This window comes from Paenarthrobacter sp. JL.01a, from assembly GCF_025452095.1.
Lineage (GTDB): Bacteria > Actinomycetota > Actinomycetes > Actinomycetales > Micrococcaceae > Arthrobacter.
In genome coordinates, this window is record NZ_CP104877.1 from 467351 (window position 1) to 483644 (window position 16294).

Genomic DNA, 16294 nt, shown 5'->3' on the forward strand with positions numbered 1-16294 from the left:
GAGGCAGCCATCGGTCCACGGGCGTTATATTGTCAGTGCCTCCTGCCAGAGTTAGGTCATGGAGCTATTGGCGGAGAGGCAAACGGGGGCAGAAGTGGCGCTTGGGCGCCCTCCGGTTGCCACGGATTCCGTTCACTCCAGTAGTGGTTCAGCCAGCACCGTCAGCGCGGACCTCATCGAGCGGCTGCGTGTTTTGGAGGAGATGAAGTCGGCCATCTGCGGTTTACAGGCGCGGGTTGCTGTCGCTTTCGATCTTGCCCAGCGCGCCGAACAAGGCGAAGCCGGTATCCCTGCATCGGAGCGTGGCAAGGGCGTCGGTGCACAGGTTGCGTTGGCGCGTCGTGAATCGCCCAACCGTGGATCACGACTGCTTGGTTTGGCGAAAGCCCTGGTCATGGAGATGCCGCGAACCTTGGCAGCGTTGAACTCCGGCCAGCTGAACGAATGGCGGGCCACGCTGCTCGTCAAGGAGACAGCCTGCCTCAGTGTGGAGGATCGGGCCGCGGTGGATGAGGAACTCGCGCCGGACATCTGGACCTTTGAAGGCAAAGGAGATAGGGCAGTCATCGCGGCGGCAAAAGCTGCCGCGTACCGTCGGGATCCGCGGTCGGTCGTTGGACGTGCCAGTCGCGCTGCCTCCGAGCGGACCGTCAGCCTGCGACCGGCGCCGGACACAATGACCTACCTGACCGCCCTGCTACCTGTCGCCCAAGGAGTGGCGGTGTACGCCGGGCTGAACCGCGCGGCAGATTCGGCCCGTTCCACCGGGACGGTGGAGTCTGGCGGGGTTGTCCCCACTCGCGGTCAGATCATGGCTGACACGCTCGTTGAACGCGTCACGGGAACACCGGGCGGGTACACGGGGATCAACCTGGACCTCGTCATGACGGATCGTTCCTTGTTCCAGGGCGATAGCGAACCCGCGCGTCTCAAGGGCTATGGCATCGTCCCAAGCGAATGGGCCAGGACAATGTTCGCCGGGAAGCAGGGCCATGTTGCTTCGAACCAGAATGAAGAGTTCCCGGTCTGGCTTCGCCGCCTCTACACCGCACCTGCCACCGGGGAGCTCCTGGCCACTGATTCCAAGGCCCGGCTCTTTACCGGGCGGCTCCGTCACTTCATCGAGACCCGGGACCATACCTGCCGGACGCCCTATTGCGACGCGCCCATCCGGCATATCGACCACATTGTGCCCTGGCGTTCCGGGGGGCAAAACCAACTCCGCAAATGGTGCAGGACTGTGTGAGGCATGCAACCACACCAAGGAACAGCCGGGGTGGGCCACCCGAGCTGTACACGCTGACGTACACACCCTCGAAATCAGGACCCCCACCGGGCATAGCTACCTGTCAAAGGCCCCGCCCCTTCCCGGGGACCGCCCCTCCAGAACGTAAAACGATCGCCCAACGTCTCAGTCCTCGAAGTCCCCGGCATCCCTGCGGAAGGCACCCAATACGCGGATGAGGTGATCGACGTCGTCGTCCTTGAAACCCGACTTGCCGAAAACCTCGGTGTTCAGCGCCGCCGTCGCCTTTTTTGCCACGGTGCGGCCCTCGGGCGTGAGCTCGATCAGGGTGGTGCGGCCATCGGTAGGGTGCGGGGAGCGGGCCACGAGGGCGGCTCTTTCCAAGCGGTCGACGGCGTTGGTCACTGAGGTGGGATGCACCTGCAGGAGCGCACTGGCTTTGTTCATGGGCAGCGCGCCGCTGCGGGCGAAGCTCAGCAGGGCCAGGAGTTCGTAGCGGGCGAAGGTGAGGCCGAAGGGCTTGAGCACCGTTTCGATGCGGGCCAGCAGGATCTGCTGTGTGCGCATGATTGCCGTGATGGCGGCCATGGGCGCCGCGGCGTCTCCCCATCCGTGCCGCTCCCAATTGCGCTGGGCGTCGGCGATGGGATCGCGGGGGAGTGGGGTGCCCATGGGCCTCCTAGTGGTGGGGTGCCGGCTGCTCGACGTGCCTAGTCTTTCAGATTCGGGAACTCTTCTTCGGTATATTCCACGCCCAAACCCGAAGGCAGTGGACCGTCTCCATGCCGCTGGACTTCAGATCCCCGGAGCTCAACCCGTCGGATCTTGCCCGAAATGGTCTTGGGCAGCTCGCCGAATTCGAGCCTCCGGATCCGCTTGAACGGTGCCAGGTGTTCGCGGCAGTATCGCAGGATGTCTTCCGCCACCGCAGGACCGGCTTCGTAGCCGGCGGCCAGCACCACGAAGGCCTTCGGAACCGACAGCTTCACCGCGTCAGGGGACGGTACGACGGCGGCCTCCGCCACTGCGGGGTGCTCGATCAGTACGCTTTCGAGCTCGAAAGGCGACAAGCGGTAATCCGAGGACTTGAAAACGTCGTCGTCACGGCCAACGTAAGTGATCACGCCGTCGGGGTCCCGGCTGGCCATGTCGCCTGTGTGGTAGTAGCCATTCCGGAAGGCATCGGCGGTTTTCGCCTCGTCGCCAAAGTAGCTCTTCATGAGCCCCACGGGCCGGGGGTCCAAGCGCAAGCAGAGTTCGCCGTCGTCGGCTTCTTCACCGGTGAGCGGGTCCACCAGGACGACGTCGTACCCGGGGAGTGGGCGCCCCATCGAGCCGATTTTCACCGGCTGCGCGGGCGTGTTGGCTATCTGGACCGTGGACTCGGTCTGGCCGAAGCCGTCCCGGATTGTCACGCCCCAGGCTTCCTCCACTTGGCCGATGACCTCCGCGTTCAGCGGCTCTCCTGCCGAAACCACTTTCCGGGGAGGGCTTGTCAGCTGCTTCAGGTCAGCCTGGATGAGCATGCGCCACACGGTGGGCGGGGCGCAGAAGCTGGTGACGCCTTCGCGGCCCATCTGTGCCATGAGGGCGGCTGCGTCGAAGCGGTCGTAGTTGTAAATGAAGACGGTTGCCTCGGCGATCCACGGCGTGAAGACGTTGGACCACGCATGCTTGGCCCAACCCGGGGAGGCCACATTCAGGTGGACATCGCCCGGTTCCAGACCGATCCAGTACATGGTGGACAGGTGGCCCACGGGGTAGGACGTGTGAGTGTGCTCCACCAGCTTGGCACGGGAGGTGGTACCGGAGGTGAAGTAGAGCAGGAGCGTCTCATCCGCGCGCGTGGGGGCGTCGGGCGTGAAGTCCGTGCCGGCGTCGTAAGAATCTGTGTAGTGTTTGGCATCCGGTCTGGTGCGTTCCGCACCCACCTCAATGAGTTGGTAGTCACCCTCGACGGCGGCAAACTTGCCGATGTTTGCACTGCCGACGGCCACCCAAGCCGCGCCGCCGCGCTCAACCCGGTCCTGCAGATCCCGGGCGCCCATGAGGGTGGTGGTGGGGATCATGACGATGCCCAGCTTGATGCCGGCCAGCATGAGCTCCCAGAGCTCCACCTGGTTGCCGAGCATGATGATCATGTGGTCGCCGCGTTTGACGCCCTGTTCCCGCAACCAGTTGCCGAGCTGGGAGGACCGCTCAGAGAGTTCCTTGAACGTGCGCCGCGTGGAGCTGCCGTCCTGTTCGACGATTACGAGGGCGGGCTGCCCGCCCCTGCCAGGATCGGCGGCCAGCTGGTCGAACCAGTCGAGGGCGAAGTTGAACTCCTCGAACCGTGGCCATTGGAATTCCTTGTGGGCCGTTGCGTAGTCTTCGCGCAGTTCCAGCAGCCGGTCACGGGCCGCACGGAAGTCCTCTGTGACTGTCATAGTCCGCCTTTCGCCTTCGGGTTGCCCGGCATCGTTGCCTTGGCATCCCGCCTAGTGATCCACATCACCTTGCAATATACTAGGACATCCAAGGGTTTGGAAGAGCCTCCCGGGACATGACGAAGGGGTCCAATGCTCGATCAAAAAGCTGCCGCCACCGTTACCAGCGGTCCAGCGTCGGAACGCGTCCTCCCTCCTTACCCGGAGGCGGACCTCATGCACGTGATTGATCTGCTGCCCGAGGGTGAGCGCGAGCGGTATCTGCGCACCAGGGACTTCCTGCAGGAGCGGATCCGCGGAGCCAGCATCGAATACTGGAACCGGGAGGAATTTCCCTTTGGGTTGCTCGCTGAAATGGCCGGGTACGGGCTGGGTGGGCTGCAAACCGACGGCTCTTCCCAGCTGTTCAAGGGCCTGATGTACACCGAGGTGGCCCGGGCCGACGTCTCGCTTTCGGCCTTGGTGGGTATCCACAATGAACTCATCGTCGGCATGATCCACGAGCTCGGCTCCCCGGAACAAAAGCGCACCTGGCTGCCCGGCCTGGAGGCGTTCACGCAGCTGGGAGCGTTCGCGTTGACCGAACCGGACCACGGTTCGGACATCGCGGGAGGACTTTCGACGACGGCGCGGCGCGACGGCGGCGAATGGGTCATCAACGGTGCCAAGCGCTGGATAGGGGCCGCCACAATTGCCGACTTCGCCCTGGTGTGGGCCCGGGATCTCTCCGATGGCCACATCAAGGGCTTCATCGTGGAATCCGACCGCCCCGGCTACTCCGCCACGAAGATCTCAAACAAGATCGGCCTGCGCATCATGCAGAACGCGGACATCGTCCTGGACGAGGTCCGCATCCCGGCGTCGAACCTGCTGCCCGGCGCAAGCGAGTTCTCCCGCGCCAATGACCTTCTGCGGGATTCCCGTGCCTGGGTGGGCTGGCAGGCTGCCGGCATCCAGTTGGCTGCCTTTGATATAGCCCGGGCCTACGCCTTGGAGCGGAAGCAGTTCGGTAAGGAACTCGCGCGGTTCCAGCTGGTGCAGCAGCAGCTCGCCGACATCCTGGGCAACGCCAATGCGTCCTTGTCGATGATGGTTGAATTGGGGCGCATCCAGCAGGCAGGCAAGCTTGAGATGGTCCAGGCCGCCATGTGCAAGGCCACCACCACCCGCTTGGCGCGCTCCTCCGTGGCGATGGGCCGCTCCCTCCTTGGGGGAAACGGGATCACCACAGATTATGAGATGGGCAAGCTCTTCGGAGACGCCGAAATCCTCTACACCTATGAGGGCAGCTACGAGATCAATTCGATGATCGTGGCTCGCGCCGTGACGGGAAAGTCGGCGTTCGTCTAAGAGGTGGGCACGCCGACGGCCCGGCTGATGACCGCATCGAATTGACGGTCGGTCAGCAGCCCCCGGGCGGCGATGAGCGGCTTGGCTCCGAACCCGACGGCGTACCTTGTCTTCGGCTTCGACGCCGTCACTGCATTGGCAACGGCATCGGCGACCACCGACGGCGGAGAGTTGCGGTTGGCGTTCGCCTCCGACCTCAGCGACTTGGCAACCGCGTGTGCCTGGGCGGAATAGGCGCCGTTTCCGGAGGTCTCTTCCACGAAGTCCGCGGCGATCCCGCCCCATTCCGTCGCGATGCCGCCGGGCTCGATGACGACGACGTCGATGCCGAAGGGCTTGACCTCCAGTCGAAGGCAGTCGCTCAGTGCTTCGAGGGCGAATTTGGTGCCGTGGTACCAGCCACCCAATGGCGTGTAGATCTTTCCGCCCATGGACGTGATGTTCACAATGGTCCCCGAGCGTTGGGCGCGCATGTGGGGCAGGGCCAGCTGGGCCAGTCGCATGGCTCCGAAAACGTTCACCTCGAACTGGCGGCGACCTTCATCGATGTCGACGTCTTCCAAGGCACCGTAGGAGCCGTAGCCGGCGTTGTTCACCAGGACATCGATCCGTCCGGCGTCGGCGATGATGTGGTCGATGCCGGCCCGCATGGAGGCGTCATCGGTGACGTCCATGGCCAGCGTACGGTTGCCGTCGGCGGCCAGGCTCTGGAGGCGATCGGTGCGCCGTGCAGCGCCGTAAACGGTAAAACCCAGGGCTTGGAGTTTTCGGGCGGTAGCTTCCCCGATTCCGGACGAAGCTCCGGTGACGAGCGCGGTTTTGGTGGTCATGGCTGTTCTCCTGCCGTAAGATGAATCATGGTTCACTTAAATAATGAACCCGCATTCACTTTCGTGCAAGTCGTGGCAGGAGAAATTTTTTGGTGACTAACCAGCGCCCCATGCGCGCCGATGCGATCCGGAACCGGGCGAAGATCCTTGAAGCGGCCCGGACGGAAATCGCGGAACACGGACCTGACGTGGGGATGGAGGTTATCGCAGGTACTGCCGGTGTTGCCGTCGGTACTTTGTACCGGCATTTTCCGACGAAGACAGATCTCGTGGGTGCCGTGCTGGCTGAGTATGTCGAGCGAATAACTGTTGAGGCTGAGTCGGCCCGGGACCATGCCAGGGAAGGGCGTGGATCTCCTTTGACGGTTTTGGTCTCGTTCCTGCGCGAGGTCATTCGGATTTCTGCACTGAATGCCGCCGCGAAATCTGCGGCTCCTGCCCTCGGTGCGGCCGCGGACATTGACGAAACACGCGCGGCGGCGGCGTTGTCGGAGCTCATCGACATGGGCATAGCAGCCGGACAGGTCCGTCGGGATCTCAGCGTCACTGATATCTACATGCTCATTTCGGCGGCGCCCCTGGACCAGCCGGAGCCTGTACGGGAGCGATGGGCCGCGCTGGTTCTGCCATGCCTTACCGTCGACGCCGCACGATCTTTTCCTTAAATGGCTGAGGGCATCCCCGCGCCGGTAGTGCGTTGGCGGGAGGATACCCTCAATGGTTGTGCCTGTACCCGAAGGGCCTTCGCTAGGAAATTCGGGCCGCAGACAGGGCGGAACCGGATGGCCCTGGTTCCGAGGGGCTGGGGTCGGCCGGTTCCGCGGTGGCGGACGGAGCCGGTGCTGCAGCGTGTTCGGCGAGCACTCCTGTGTTGTGCCTGATGCGCAGGCGGTAGAGCAGCGTGCCACCCACCACGACGGCGGCAACAAAGATCACGCCACCCCACTGCAGGTACCACTCGAACGGCGGGACGGAGTTGTAGATCTCCGGCCGTGGCCACACCAGGTTCAGTGTCATGGCTCCGCCCCAGAGGACCGCAAGGATGTTGATGGGCAGGCCCCACTTGCCAAGGCTGAATCCGGCTTCGGAGCCGTCGTCCTTCAGGGGCCACTTCTTGAGGAACCGGCGCCGCAGCATCGGTACCGTGACCAGCAGGTAGGAGAGGTAGATCAACACGATGCTGATGCTGGAGAGGATGGTGAAGATTGCAGGCTGGGAGATGTTGACGATGAGTGGAATGACAGCGACGACGCCGATGACGATTGCGGCCACCGTGGGGGTTTTCCGGGTGGGGTGCACTTTGCTGAGCTGGCGGCTGAAAGGAAGGTTGTTGTCCCTCGCCATGGCAAACATCATGCGGATGGCGGCCGCGTGGACGGCCAGGGTGCAGACGACGACGGCCACCACGATGCAGGCCAGGAAGGCCTTGCCGAAGGGTCCGCCGAGTACGGAGAGCACGATGTACTGGAGGCCGCCGTCGGCAGCTCCGATTTTGGGATCGGACAGGTCCGGAGCCGCCAGGATTCCGCCCAGCAGGAGCAGGCCGCCCAGCAGGAAGGATGCTGTCACCGCACGCAGGATCGCCTTGGGAGCTGTGCGCTTGGGGTCCTTGGTTTCTTCCCCCAGTGAGCTTGCGGTGTCGAACCCGTACATGACGTAACCGGACGCCATGGCGGCGATAAGGAAGACCCCGAAGAAGCCGAGCGGGTGTCCTTCGCCGAAGCCCGCAGTGTCCAGGAGGACTTCCGGTCCGCGCACTGCGTGCCAGAGGAGGGCGACGATCAGCAGGACGGCGGCAACGAGTTCCACGAACACGCCCACGCTGTTGATCATGGTCATGAGCTTCACGCCGAACGCGTTGATGAGAGTGGAGATGGCGATCATGATGCTGGCCAGGATGACGCCGTTGACGGCGAAGTCGTATGGACCAGTTCCATCGCCAACCATTTGGAAGCCGCTCCAAATCTGCGGCAGGGTGATCTGGAGGGCCAGGGCCACGGAGCCCAGGGCCATGATGGAGGACAGCAGCAACAGCCATCCCGCCAGCCATGCCCACGTTCCCGTGGAGAGTCTCTTGGCCCAGTTGTAGACCGAACCGGCCACCGGGTAGCGTCCTGCGAGTTCCGCAAAACACAGCGCGACCATCAGCTGGCCGACAAAGACAATGGGCCAGGACCACGCATACGCAGGGCCGGCCGTGGAGAAGCCGAAGTAGAACAGTTGAAAAACGCCGGTGAGGATGGAGATGTAGCTGACGCCGGCCGCGAAGCTGGCAAACTTACCGATGCTGCGGTCGAGGGTTTGGGCATAGCCAAACTCGTCCATTCCGCTCGTATCGCTCTTGCTGGGTCCTGTTTTGCTGGGTTCTGACATTCGAACTCCTAACTCAGACATGCACGAATGGTGATGACTTGCGGCCACCATTGGTCGCAGTCGAATCAAAAGGCCGGGCACCACGGTGTGCCTCCGGCTGTTTCCCCCGTTGATGTTGCGTGGCTGGCCGGGCGCTCGATGTAGTCGGCGCCCGGGCCAGGTCCGCCAGGCCAGCACCCTGTAGGTGTGGCGTGGGTCATGAAAAGCAGGTTAGTTCAGTTTGAACAGTCGTTCAAGAGTTTGCATGAACAAATGTTCAAAAGATTCCGGTGTTACGACTCAGGCAAGCGACAGGCTGAAGTCCGCATCCGCCGTCGTGGTTTCTTCCGTACGGCTGGCGCGGATGAGGTCGGCGCAACGCTCACCAATCATCATGACGGTGATGTTCGGGTTGACCGTGACATGCTCCGGCATGACGGACGCATCGGCGACCCGCAGGCCGGTGACTCCCTTGACCCGCAACTCCGGATCCAAAGGCGACATCTCGTCGTCGTAAGCTCCCAACCTGACTGTTCCCACCGGGTGGTAGACCGTGTTGTGGGTCTTGCGGATGTACTCCCGCAATTCCTCGTCGGTCTGAGCCTCGACGCCGGGGGAGAGCTCGCGGCCCGTCCACTCGGCCATTGCTGGCTGCGCGGCGATCTCGCGGGCTTTGCGGATGCCTGCCACCATGACGCGCATGTCGTGGCCCTCCGGATCCGTGAAGTAGCGCGGGTCCACCATGGGCTTGTCGCGGAAGTCCCGGCTGCGCAGGCGCACGGTGCCGCGGGAGCGTGCGTGCGTGACATTCGGGGTGAGACTGAAGCCGTTCTCGGTGGTGGGGTAGCCGTGCCGGAGCGTGTTCATGTCGAAGGGAACCGAACCGTAGTGCATCATCAGGTCCGGACGGTCCAGTCCGTCCTCGGTGGGCGTGAAGATGCCGATCTCCCACCACTGGGTGGAGGACTGGACCATGGGCTGCTTCGCCTCGAACTGCACCACACCCTCAGGGTGGTCCTGCAGGTTCTCACCCACGCCGGGGGAGTCCACAAGTGCCTCGATGCCATGCTCCGCGAGGTGCGCTGCCGGGCCGATGCCGGAAAGCATAAGCAGCTTCGGCGAATCGATGGCGCCCGTGGAGAGGATGACCTCGTGGCGGGCGGACAGGCGGTGGGTGCGGCCGAACGCCGAATCGACGACGTCGACGCCGGTGCAGCGCTTGTCGGCGTCGAACACCAGTTGGCGGGCCCTCAGGCCCGTCAGGAGCGTGAAGTTCGGGCGGTCAACGATGGGGTGGATATAGGACACCGAGCTGGAGGAACGGGTTCCGTCGGCGCGGCGGTTGATCTGGAAGAAGTTCGCGCCATTGACCACAGTGGTGCCGGTGTTGAACTTCGCCCGCGGAATGCCCGACTGTTCGCAGGCGTCCAGAAGTGCGACGCCGGCGGGGTCGGCCGGGGGCACGTTCATGAGGTGCACGGGACCCGAGTCTCCGTGGTGAGGAGCGTCCGGTCCGGCGTCCTCGTTCGTCTCAAGGCGCTTGTACAGCGGCCAGGCGGCATCGGCGTTCCATCCTGCTGCACCGTACTTTGATTCCCACTCGTCGAGGTCCTCACGGGGCGCCCAGAAGGCAATGCAGGAGTTGTGGCTGGAGCAGCCGCCCATGACTTTTGCCCGGGCGTGGCGCATGAAGGAGTTGCCGTTTTCCTGCGGTTCGATCGGGTAGTCCCAGTCGTAGCCGGATTCCAGGAGTTCCATCCAGCGGTCCAACTGCAGGATTTCGGGCAGGTTGCGGTCATCCGGGCCTGCTTCAACGAGCGCGACCGTGGCGTCCGGATCCTCGCTCAGCCGGGCGGCTACAGCTGCGCCCGCTGACCCGCCGCCGATGACGACGTAGTCGAAGACGCGCTCGCCGAGGTCCTCAATGTTGTCGAAGTGCATCTAGTTCTCCTTGCCGCGGTCAGCGAACCAGCCAGTGACCTGGGGGTTGGTGTTCTGGTAGATGTGCTTGGCTTCCTGGTACTCGGCCAGTCCGGTGGGGCCGAGCTCCCGGCCCACTCCCGATGCGCCGAACCCGCCCCACTCCGCCTGCGGGAGGTAGGGGTGGTAGTCGTTGATCCAGATGGTGCCGTGGCGGAGCCGGCCCGCCACGCGCTGTGCCTTGCCCGCGTCCTGGGTCCAGACAGCTCCGGCCAGGCCGTAGATGGTGTCGTTCGCAATGGCCACGGCTTCGTCCTCGGTGCTGAACGTTTCCACCGTCACCACCGGACCGAAGGCCTCGTCGGTGACCACGGACATCCCGCGGGTGACGCGGTCCAGGATGGTCGGCTGGTAGTAGAAGCCGGCGTCGTACTTTCCGCCTTCAGGTGCCGAACCGCCGGTCCGCAGCCGCGCGCCTTCGGCGATGCCGCGCTGGACGTACTCGTGGACCTTGGCGCGGTGCTCTGCGGAGATCAGCGGGCCGGTCTCGGCGTCTTCATCGAAGGGGCCGCCCAGGCGGATGGCTTCGGCGCGGCGGACCAGCTCGTCAACGAAGCGCTCGGCGATGGACTCCTCCACCACGAGGCGGGCGCCTGCCGAGCAGACCTGGCCGGAGTGGAGGAAGGCGCCGTTGAGGGCGTTGTCGACGGCGGCATCGAAGTCGGCGTCCGCGAAGATGACGTTGGGGTTCTTGCCGCCCAGTTCGAGCGCTACCTTCTTGACCGTGGCGGCGGCGGCCGCGGCGATGCTCTTGCCGGTTTCCAGGCCACCGGTGAAGGAGACGAGGTCGACGTCGGGATGTTCCGTGAGCGGTGCGCCCACCTTCCGGCCGGGTCCGGTCAGAAGGTTCGCGACGCCGTCGGGGAGGCCCAGATCCTTCAGCAGCTGCATGGCGAGGATGGCCGTCGAGGGCGTGAGTTCCGCCGGCTTGAGGACGAAGGAGCAACCTGCGGCCAGTGCGGGGGCGATCTTCCAGGCTGCCTGCAGCAGCGGGTAGTTCCACGGGGTGATGAGCCCGCAAACACCTACGGGTTCGTAGACGATCCGGCTGACGACGTCAGGGTTTCCGGCGTCGACGACGCGGCCCGGTTGCTGGCCTGCGAGCCTGCCGAAGTATTCGAAGCAGGCGGCGATGTCGTCGATGTCGATCCGGCTTTCGACGATGCGCTTGCCGGTGTCGAGGGATTCTGCGCGGGCGAACTTCTCGCGGCGTTCGCGCAGGCCGGCGGCAACCTTGAGCAGGAATGCGCCGCGCTCAGGTGCCGGCACGGAGGACCATACGCCGGAATCGAAGGCTGCGCGGGCTGCGGCGATGGCGCGTTCTGCGTCGTCGGGGCCGGCCTCGGACACAGTGGCGACCACCTCGCCGTCGGCGGGGTTGTGGATGTGGCGGACCGTGCCGGACGCGGATGGCTCCCAGGAGCCGTTGATGAAAAGCGTGGCAGCGGAGTCGGAAAATGTGGCTTGGGTCATACGAAGCAGAGTAGTTCATCTTGAACATCTGTTCAAGGAAAATTATGAACAGATGTTCAAATCTCGGTTTTATGTGGCGGAGGTGTGGCACCCATCCCTGCTCCCGGCGGCTCCGAATCATTTGCATGGAAAAGCTTGGATCCCGGACAAGAGGTACCCACAGCATGGCTGCGCTGGCAGGAGTGGTGTCGGCAGGCGTCGTGCTCGCCGTCGCGGAGCTGATCGGCGCGTTCTTCACCGCCAGGGCAACGCCCTTTTTTGCGCTGGGATCGACGTTCATCGACTTCACGCCGCCGTGGCTGAAGGACTTTGCGATCGCGACGTTCGGTACCAACGACAAAGCTGCCCTGTTTGTCGGGATGGGCGTGACGATCGCCGTTCTTGCCTGCGTACTGGGCATCGTGGCCTACCGCAAATGGGCTTTGGGCGTGCTGGGGGTGCTCTTCATGGGGGCGGTGATTGTGGCCTGCGTCCTGACCCGTGCCGGCGTGGGACCCCTTAACGCCATCCCTTCCATTCTGGGAACCCTGGCCGGCTTGTTCGTACTGCGCCGCCTGATGGTTCCGTTGTGGGGGCTGAAGCCGTGGCCTGAGGCTCCCGCCGATCAAGCGGCCGACGCCGGCGACCACCTCGGGAGCGCCCGCGCCGGAACTGTTGGTACCAGCCGCCGTCGTTTTTTCGCTGCCGCCGGGATCACCGCCGTTGCTGCCGGAATCGCGGCAACCGGCGGGAGGCTGCTGAGTTCCGCGCGAAACAACGTGGCTCAGGCCAGGGATGCGCTCCGGCTGCCGTCACCTATGAAGGCCGCGCCGCCTGTGCCTGCAGGTGTTCAATCCCCGGTCCCGGGCGTCTTTCCCTGGCTGACGCCGAACAGCGAGTTCTACCGCATTGACACGGCCCTCAGCGTCCCCGAGATCAATGTCCAAGACTGGGAACTACGCGTGCACGGCATGGTTGAGCAGGAAGTCACCATGAACTTCCAGGATCTTCTCGACGCCGAGCTGATCGAGTCGCACGTGACCCTCACCTGCGTGTCCAACCCGGTGGGCGGAAAATTGGCGGGCAACGCCAAGTGGCTGGGCCTGCCCATCCGGGAAGTCCTTGCCAGGGCCAAGCCGAAGGAGGGGGCCGACATGGTGCTCTCCAAGTCCATCGACGGCTTCAGTGCCTCCACCCCTCTGGAGGTCCTGCAGGATGACCGGGACGCCATGTTGGCCATCGGCATGAACGGCGAGCCACTTCCGGTGGAGCACGGCTACCCGGTGCGGATGGTGGTCCCGGGGCTTTATGGGTTCGTCTCAGCTACCAAGTGGGTGGTGGAGCTGGAAGTCACCCGGTTCGCGGACGCAAAGGCCTACTGGACTGAACGCGGCTGGTCCGAACGCGGCCCCATCAAGACCATGGCGCGTGTGGATGTGCCGAAATCCTTCGCGAAGTTCCCTCCGGGGAAGGTTGCCGTCGGTGGCACCGCTTGGGCGCAAACGCGGGGCATCACCAAGGTGGAAGTCCAGATCGACGACGGCGAATGGATGGAAGCAACGCTCTCCGACGAAGCATCCACCATCACGTGGCGCCAGTGGTCATTTGAGTGGGACGCCACGCCCGGCATCCACTACGTCAAGGCCAGGGCCACTGATGGCACCGGCGAAGTCCAAACGGAAAAGCGGGCCGATCCGGTGCCGGATGGTGCCTCGGGCTGGCCGTCGGTGATGGTGACGGTGGAGTAAATAGGCCGACGCTACTTGATGAGCAGGCCGACAACCAACGCCATGACCAAGGCCGCGAGGACAGCAGCCGTGAAGTACTTCATGGCCTTCATGGAACTCTTCTCTACGGAGGCCCCGGCCAAAGGCAGGGTTTCCTGCCACGCCTTGACTGCTTCCAGACCCCGGAAGTAGGCGTACTCCATGGCGATACCTCCGGCCGCTCCTGCAGCTGTTCCGATGCCGTCCACCGCGCTGAGCGCTGCACCTGAGGAACCCAGCCGCGTAGCTGTTCCGTCGTTGCCAGCGTTCCCTGACCGCCCTGCGGCAAGTTCATCCAACTGCTCTGGGGAGGGGCTGGGGGACAGTGATGCGCCGACGCCGACGATGTCGTGCTGCCGGCCTTGGGCCTGAACCACCATTGTTCCCCAGCTGGTGAAGCGGACTGCGACCTGACTCACAGGCGCTGCGAAAACCAGCTCCAGCCCGACATCCTTCATGCTCAGTATTCCGGAGGGATCGAGAGCCAGGATTACCGGGACGGTCGCAGCTCCGTTGACCTTGCTTTTGCGCCAGTAAAGCAGCGACTTGACGGGTTGAACCGGCGAATGTGCCAAGGGACTGTCCATGGTGTCCAGCATAGGCTCAGCCGGTGCCTGAGGGCCGGGGCTTCAGAAGGCAGTGGTGATTAAGCTAGCCTCAGATCTCCGGTGTCTGGCCAAACGCAATCTGTTCCGTACGGGCGATACCCCTCTCGATGGCTGCCTTGTCGATGCCCAGCAGGGTGGTGAGCCACATGCCGTTTTGCACCACCACGACGTCGGCCGCCCGATCCTTGCACTCTTCGGGCGAGAGCCCAGGGACGGCATTCCCGATCAGCGCCGCGAGTCCCTGAAGGTACCGGTCAAAGGCTGCGGCATTGATTTCTGCGAATTCCTCATTTGCCTGAGCCAGGGCCCACAAATGGAGGCGAAGGGAGAGGTACGGGGTGGTCAGGAGGCCGGGGTCGGCGACGCGCCGCAGGGATTCCCGGAGTCGTTCGTCGGGACCCATGGAGGGGGACGGCTCCACCAGCAGGAGGTCATGCTCTTCGATTTGGTGCAGCACCGCGCGGATCAGGCTGGGTTTGTCTTCGTAGTAGTAGTTCACGAGCCCCAGTGCAACGCCGGCTTCACGGGCCACTGCACGCATATTGATGCCCGAGATTCCGTGGCGGGACAGAAGTTCCAGGGCCGCTTCGAGAATGCGTGTTTGCCTGTCAGCCTGTTCGCCGGTTTTAGCGGTGCTTGTACCCATTTGGCCAGACTATTGCCAAACCAAGGCCAGCGCATCTTGACTGCCTAGAGGTTTCCTTCCGCGTAGATCCTTAGGGCGTCGCGCACAAAGGTGGCCCCTGATTCCCCGCCGTAATTCGCGGCGAAGCGCGGGTCCGCCACGTACATGTCGCCGAGTCCCGTGACGTAACCTTTGACGTCCCCGCCAGGTGCCGCCGTCGGCGTTCCCGGGATGCCGCGGAGCCACTCGACGTGACGTTTCGCGAGGTCCTGCGCCTCGGCGCTGTCAGGGGCGGCGCCGGATTCTGCGGCCGCGGTCCAGTCGGCGCCCAGCTTCTGGACGCGTTCCTTCCATTGCTGCTTTTCTTCGGCGCTCATGCCGCGCCACCAGGAGTCGCCGGCGGCGTAGGCGTCCTTGCCCCAGCGCTCCTCGACCTCGTCCTTGTACTGCGTATGGTCGAAGCCATCGAACATGTCCTGTGCCATGTACTTTCCATCCCCTTGCATTGTGTCGATTGTTTGCCGAACAGAGGCGATTTGCCGGGCCAGCCGGTCCTGTTCATGCGCAAGCCACTCCAAGTGGCTTTTCAGGGCTTTGACGGTGTCGGTCTCGCGGTGGAGCACCTCGCCAATGGCCGGGAGGCCGAGCCCCAGTTCGCGGAGCAGGAGGATGCGCTGGAGCTGAACCAAAGCCGGACCGTCATAGTAGCGATAGCCGTTGTGGCCGGTCCGGCTCGGTTTGAGCAGCCCAATGTCGTCGTAGTGACGCAGTGTGCGGCTGGTGGTTCCCGCGATCCTTGCGATTTCCTGGATTGACCAGTCCATCCGTCCTCCGTCCCTTTGCTTGTTCTTCGACAGTAAAGGTTGACGTTACGTCAAGGTCAAGGGAAAGGCGGGAGCCATTAGTCGGCCAGGATCAGGTAGAGCGCGCGGCGTGTCTCGTCGAGCTTCTCGATGGCGGCCCGGCGTTGTTCGTCGGTTGCCGCGCCACGGAACTGGTGGATCACGCCCATCAGCTTGCCGATGCTTTGGTGGAATTCCTGCATGTTTCCGTCAGCCTCGGTGTTCCAGGCGTTGGCGAGTTCCTCTTCATGCTCAGCCACGTAGGTGCGGCCGTCGTCGGTCAGTGTGAATTCCGTGCGACGTCCTTCTCCCACGGCTGTGATGAGTTCTTCGTCAACCAGCTGCTGCAGGGTGGGGTAAACGGATCCGGGGCTGGGCCGCCATGCGCCGGAGGTCTTCTCCGCGATGGTCTTGATCAGTCCATAGCCGTTTGATGGAGCTTCGGCGAGCAGCGAGAGGATCGCCGCGCGGACATCGCCGCGGTTGCGGCGCGGACCGCCGGGGCCGAAGCCGCGGGGACCGAATCCGCCAGGGCCAAAGCCGCCGGGGCCGAATCCCGGGCCGAAGCCTGGGCCGCGGCCCGGTCCGAATCCGCCGTGTCCGCCGGGACCACGCCGGCCTTTGCCTCGGTTGAAGCGGCCGTGAGCGTGGGGTCCTTCGCTGTGTTCCGGGAAGGGGTGTTCTTCGTGATTGTGGATGCCTTTCATAACAGCATCGTCCTTTCGATATTTTTCACCAATGGAGTATCGGCGATACTTAACGATATATCGGTGAATATCGAAGCGTCAAGGGGATGTGAGTGAGGGTTAAAGCA

General features: G+C 63.9%; 13 protein-coding genes and 1 pseudogene. 4 read left to right on the forward strand and 10 right to left on the reverse strand.

Annotation, left to right across the window (positions count from 1 at the left end; translation table 11 throughout):
- Positions 1–58 precede the first annotated feature (58 nt).
- Positions 59–1394, forward strand: a pseudogene (locus N5P29_RS02345) (HNH endonuclease).
- 17 nt (positions 1395–1411) lie between these two features.
- On the opposite strand, the gene N5P29_RS02350 reads toward N5P29_RS02345, so the two are convergent.
- Both N5P29_RS02350 and N5P29_RS02355 read right to left on the reverse strand, forming a co-directional pair.
- Positions 1412–1918, reverse strand: coding sequence for a MarR family winged helix-turn-helix transcriptional regulator (locus tag N5P29_RS02350; protein ID WP_262277082.1), 507 nt, complete (start codon positions 1916–1918; stop codon positions 1412–1414).
- Positions 1919–1956: 38 nt separating this feature from the next.
- Positions 1957–3675 carry an AMP-binding protein gene (locus N5P29_RS02355; protein ID WP_262277083.1) on the reverse strand — a complete coding sequence of 573 codons (1719 nt, stop codon included), beginning with the start codon at positions 3673–3675 and terminating at the stop codon, positions 1957–1959.
- A 132-nt stretch (positions 3676–3807) separates the two neighbouring features.
- On the opposite strand from N5P29_RS02355, the gene N5P29_RS02360 reads away from it, so the two are divergent.
- Positions 3808–5025: an acyl-CoA dehydrogenase family protein gene (locus N5P29_RS02360; RefSeq protein WP_262277084.1), complete on the forward strand. Its 1218-nt coding sequence runs from the start codon at positions 3808–3810 to the stop codon at positions 5023–5025.
- Here the strand turns inward: N5P29_RS02360 and N5P29_RS02365 are convergent.
- Positions 5022–5855, reverse strand: a complete 834-nt coding sequence (locus tag N5P29_RS02365; protein WP_262277085.1) for an oxidoreductase — start codon at positions 5853–5855, stop codon at positions 5022–5024. The two genes, N5P29_RS02360 and N5P29_RS02365, sit on opposite strands and share 4 nt — an antisense overlap.
- A 92-nt stretch (positions 5856–5947) precedes the next feature.
- On the opposite strand from N5P29_RS02365, the gene N5P29_RS02370 reads away from it, so the two are divergent.
- Positions 5948–6520, forward strand: coding sequence for a TetR/AcrR family transcriptional regulator (locus N5P29_RS02370; protein ID WP_262277086.1), 573 nt, complete (start codon positions 5948–5950; stop codon positions 6518–6520).
- A gap of 82 nt (positions 6521–6602) precedes the next feature.
- Here the strand turns inward: N5P29_RS02370 and N5P29_RS02375 are convergent, their stop codons facing one another.
- From N5P29_RS02375 to N5P29_RS02385, 3 genes are all read right to left on the reverse strand, one after another.
- The gene (locus N5P29_RS02375; RefSeq protein WP_262277087.1) at positions 6603–8228 is read right to left on the reverse strand and encodes an APC family permease; all 1626 of its coding nucleotides are present in this window, start codon (positions 8226–8228) and stop codon (positions 6603–6605) included.
- Between the two features lie 279 nt (positions 8229–8507).
- Complete coding sequence (locus tag N5P29_RS02380) at positions 8508–10148, reverse strand: GMC family oxidoreductase (protein WP_262277088.1); 1641 nt, start codon at positions 10146–10148, stop codon at positions 8508–8510.
- Positions 10149–11660 (reverse strand): aldehyde dehydrogenase family protein, encoded by a 1512-nt coding sequence (locus N5P29_RS02385; RefSeq protein WP_262277089.1) that lies wholly within the window; start codon positions 11658–11660, stop codon positions 10149–10151.
- Between the two features lie 164 nt (positions 11661–11824).
- On the opposite strand from N5P29_RS02385, the gene N5P29_RS02390 reads away from it, so the two are divergent.
- Complete coding sequence (locus tag N5P29_RS02390; protein ID WP_410007891.1) at positions 11825–13387, forward strand: molybdopterin-dependent oxidoreductase; 1563 nt, start codon at positions 11825–11827, stop codon at positions 13385–13387.
- Positions 13388–13398: 11 nt separating this feature from the next.
- Here the strand turns inward: N5P29_RS02390 and N5P29_RS02395 are convergent, their stop codons facing one another.
- From N5P29_RS02395 to N5P29_RS02410, 4 genes are all read right to left on the reverse strand, one after another.
- Positions 13399–13992 carry a hypothetical protein gene (locus N5P29_RS02395; protein ID WP_262277091.1) on the reverse strand — a complete coding sequence of 198 codons (594 nt, stop codon included), beginning with the start codon at positions 13990–13992 and terminating at the stop codon, positions 13399–13401.
- 70 nt (positions 13993–14062) lie between these two features.
- On the reverse strand, positions 14063–14659 hold the full coding sequence (locus N5P29_RS02400) for a TetR/AcrR family transcriptional regulator (RefSeq protein WP_262277092.1): 597 nt from the start codon (positions 14657–14659) through the stop codon (positions 14063–14065).
- Positions 14660–14703: 44 nt separating this feature from the next.
- A complete protein-coding gene (locus tag N5P29_RS02405; RefSeq protein ID WP_262277093.1) occupies positions 14704–15462 on the reverse strand; it encodes a MerR family transcriptional regulator in 759 nt (252 codons plus the stop codon).
- Between the two features lie 77 nt (positions 15463–15539).
- Positions 15540–16187, reverse strand: coding sequence for a PadR family transcriptional regulator (locus N5P29_RS02410; RefSeq protein ID WP_262277094.1), 648 nt, complete (start codon positions 16185–16187; stop codon positions 15540–15542).
- Positions 16188–16294 lie beyond the last annotated feature (107 nt).

Coding starts and splice junctions, on each gene's coding strand:
- N5P29_RS02350 (WP_262277082.1), bottom strand. CDS start 1,918: ATGGGCACCCCACTCCCCCGCGATCCCATCGCCGACGCCCAGCGCAAT.
- N5P29_RS02355 (WP_262277083.1), bottom strand. CDS start 3,675: ATGACAGTCACAGAGGACTTCCGTGCGGCCCGTGACCGGCTGCTGGAA.
- N5P29_RS02360 (WP_262277084.1), top strand. CDS start 3,808: ATGCTCGATCAAAAAGCTGCCGCCACCGTTACCAGCGGTCCAGCGTCG.
- N5P29_RS02365 (WP_262277085.1), bottom strand. CDS start 5,855: ATGACCACCAAAACCGCGCTCGTCACCGGAGCTTCGTCCGGAATCGGG.
- N5P29_RS02375 (WP_262277087.1), bottom strand. CDS start 8,228: ATGTCAGAACCCAGCAAAACAGGACCCAGCAAGAGCGATACGAGCGGA.
- N5P29_RS02380 (WP_262277088.1), bottom strand. CDS start 10,148: ATGCACTTCGACAACATTGAGGACCTCGGCGAGCGCGTCTTCGACTAC.
- N5P29_RS02385 (WP_262277089.1), bottom strand. CDS start 11,660: ATGACCCAAGCCACATTTTCCGACTCCGCTGCCACGCTTTTCATCAAC.
- N5P29_RS02390 (WP_410007891.1), top strand. CDS start 11,825: ATGGCTGCGCTGGCAGGAGTGGTGTCGGCAGGCGTCGTGCTCGCCGTC.
- N5P29_RS02395 (WP_262277091.1), bottom strand. CDS start 13,992: ATGGACAGTCCCTTGGCACATTCGCCGGTTCAACCCGTCAAGTCGCTG.
- N5P29_RS02400 (WP_262277092.1), bottom strand. CDS start 14,659: ATGGGTACAAGCACCGCTAAAACCGGCGAACAGGCTGACAGGCAAACA.
- N5P29_RS02405 (WP_262277093.1), bottom strand. CDS start 15,462: ATGGACTGGTCAATCCAGGAAATCGCAAGGATCGCGGGAACCACCAGC.
- N5P29_RS02410 (WP_262277094.1), bottom strand. CDS start 16,187: ATGAAAGGCATCCACAATCACGAAGAACACCCCTTCCCGGAACACAGC.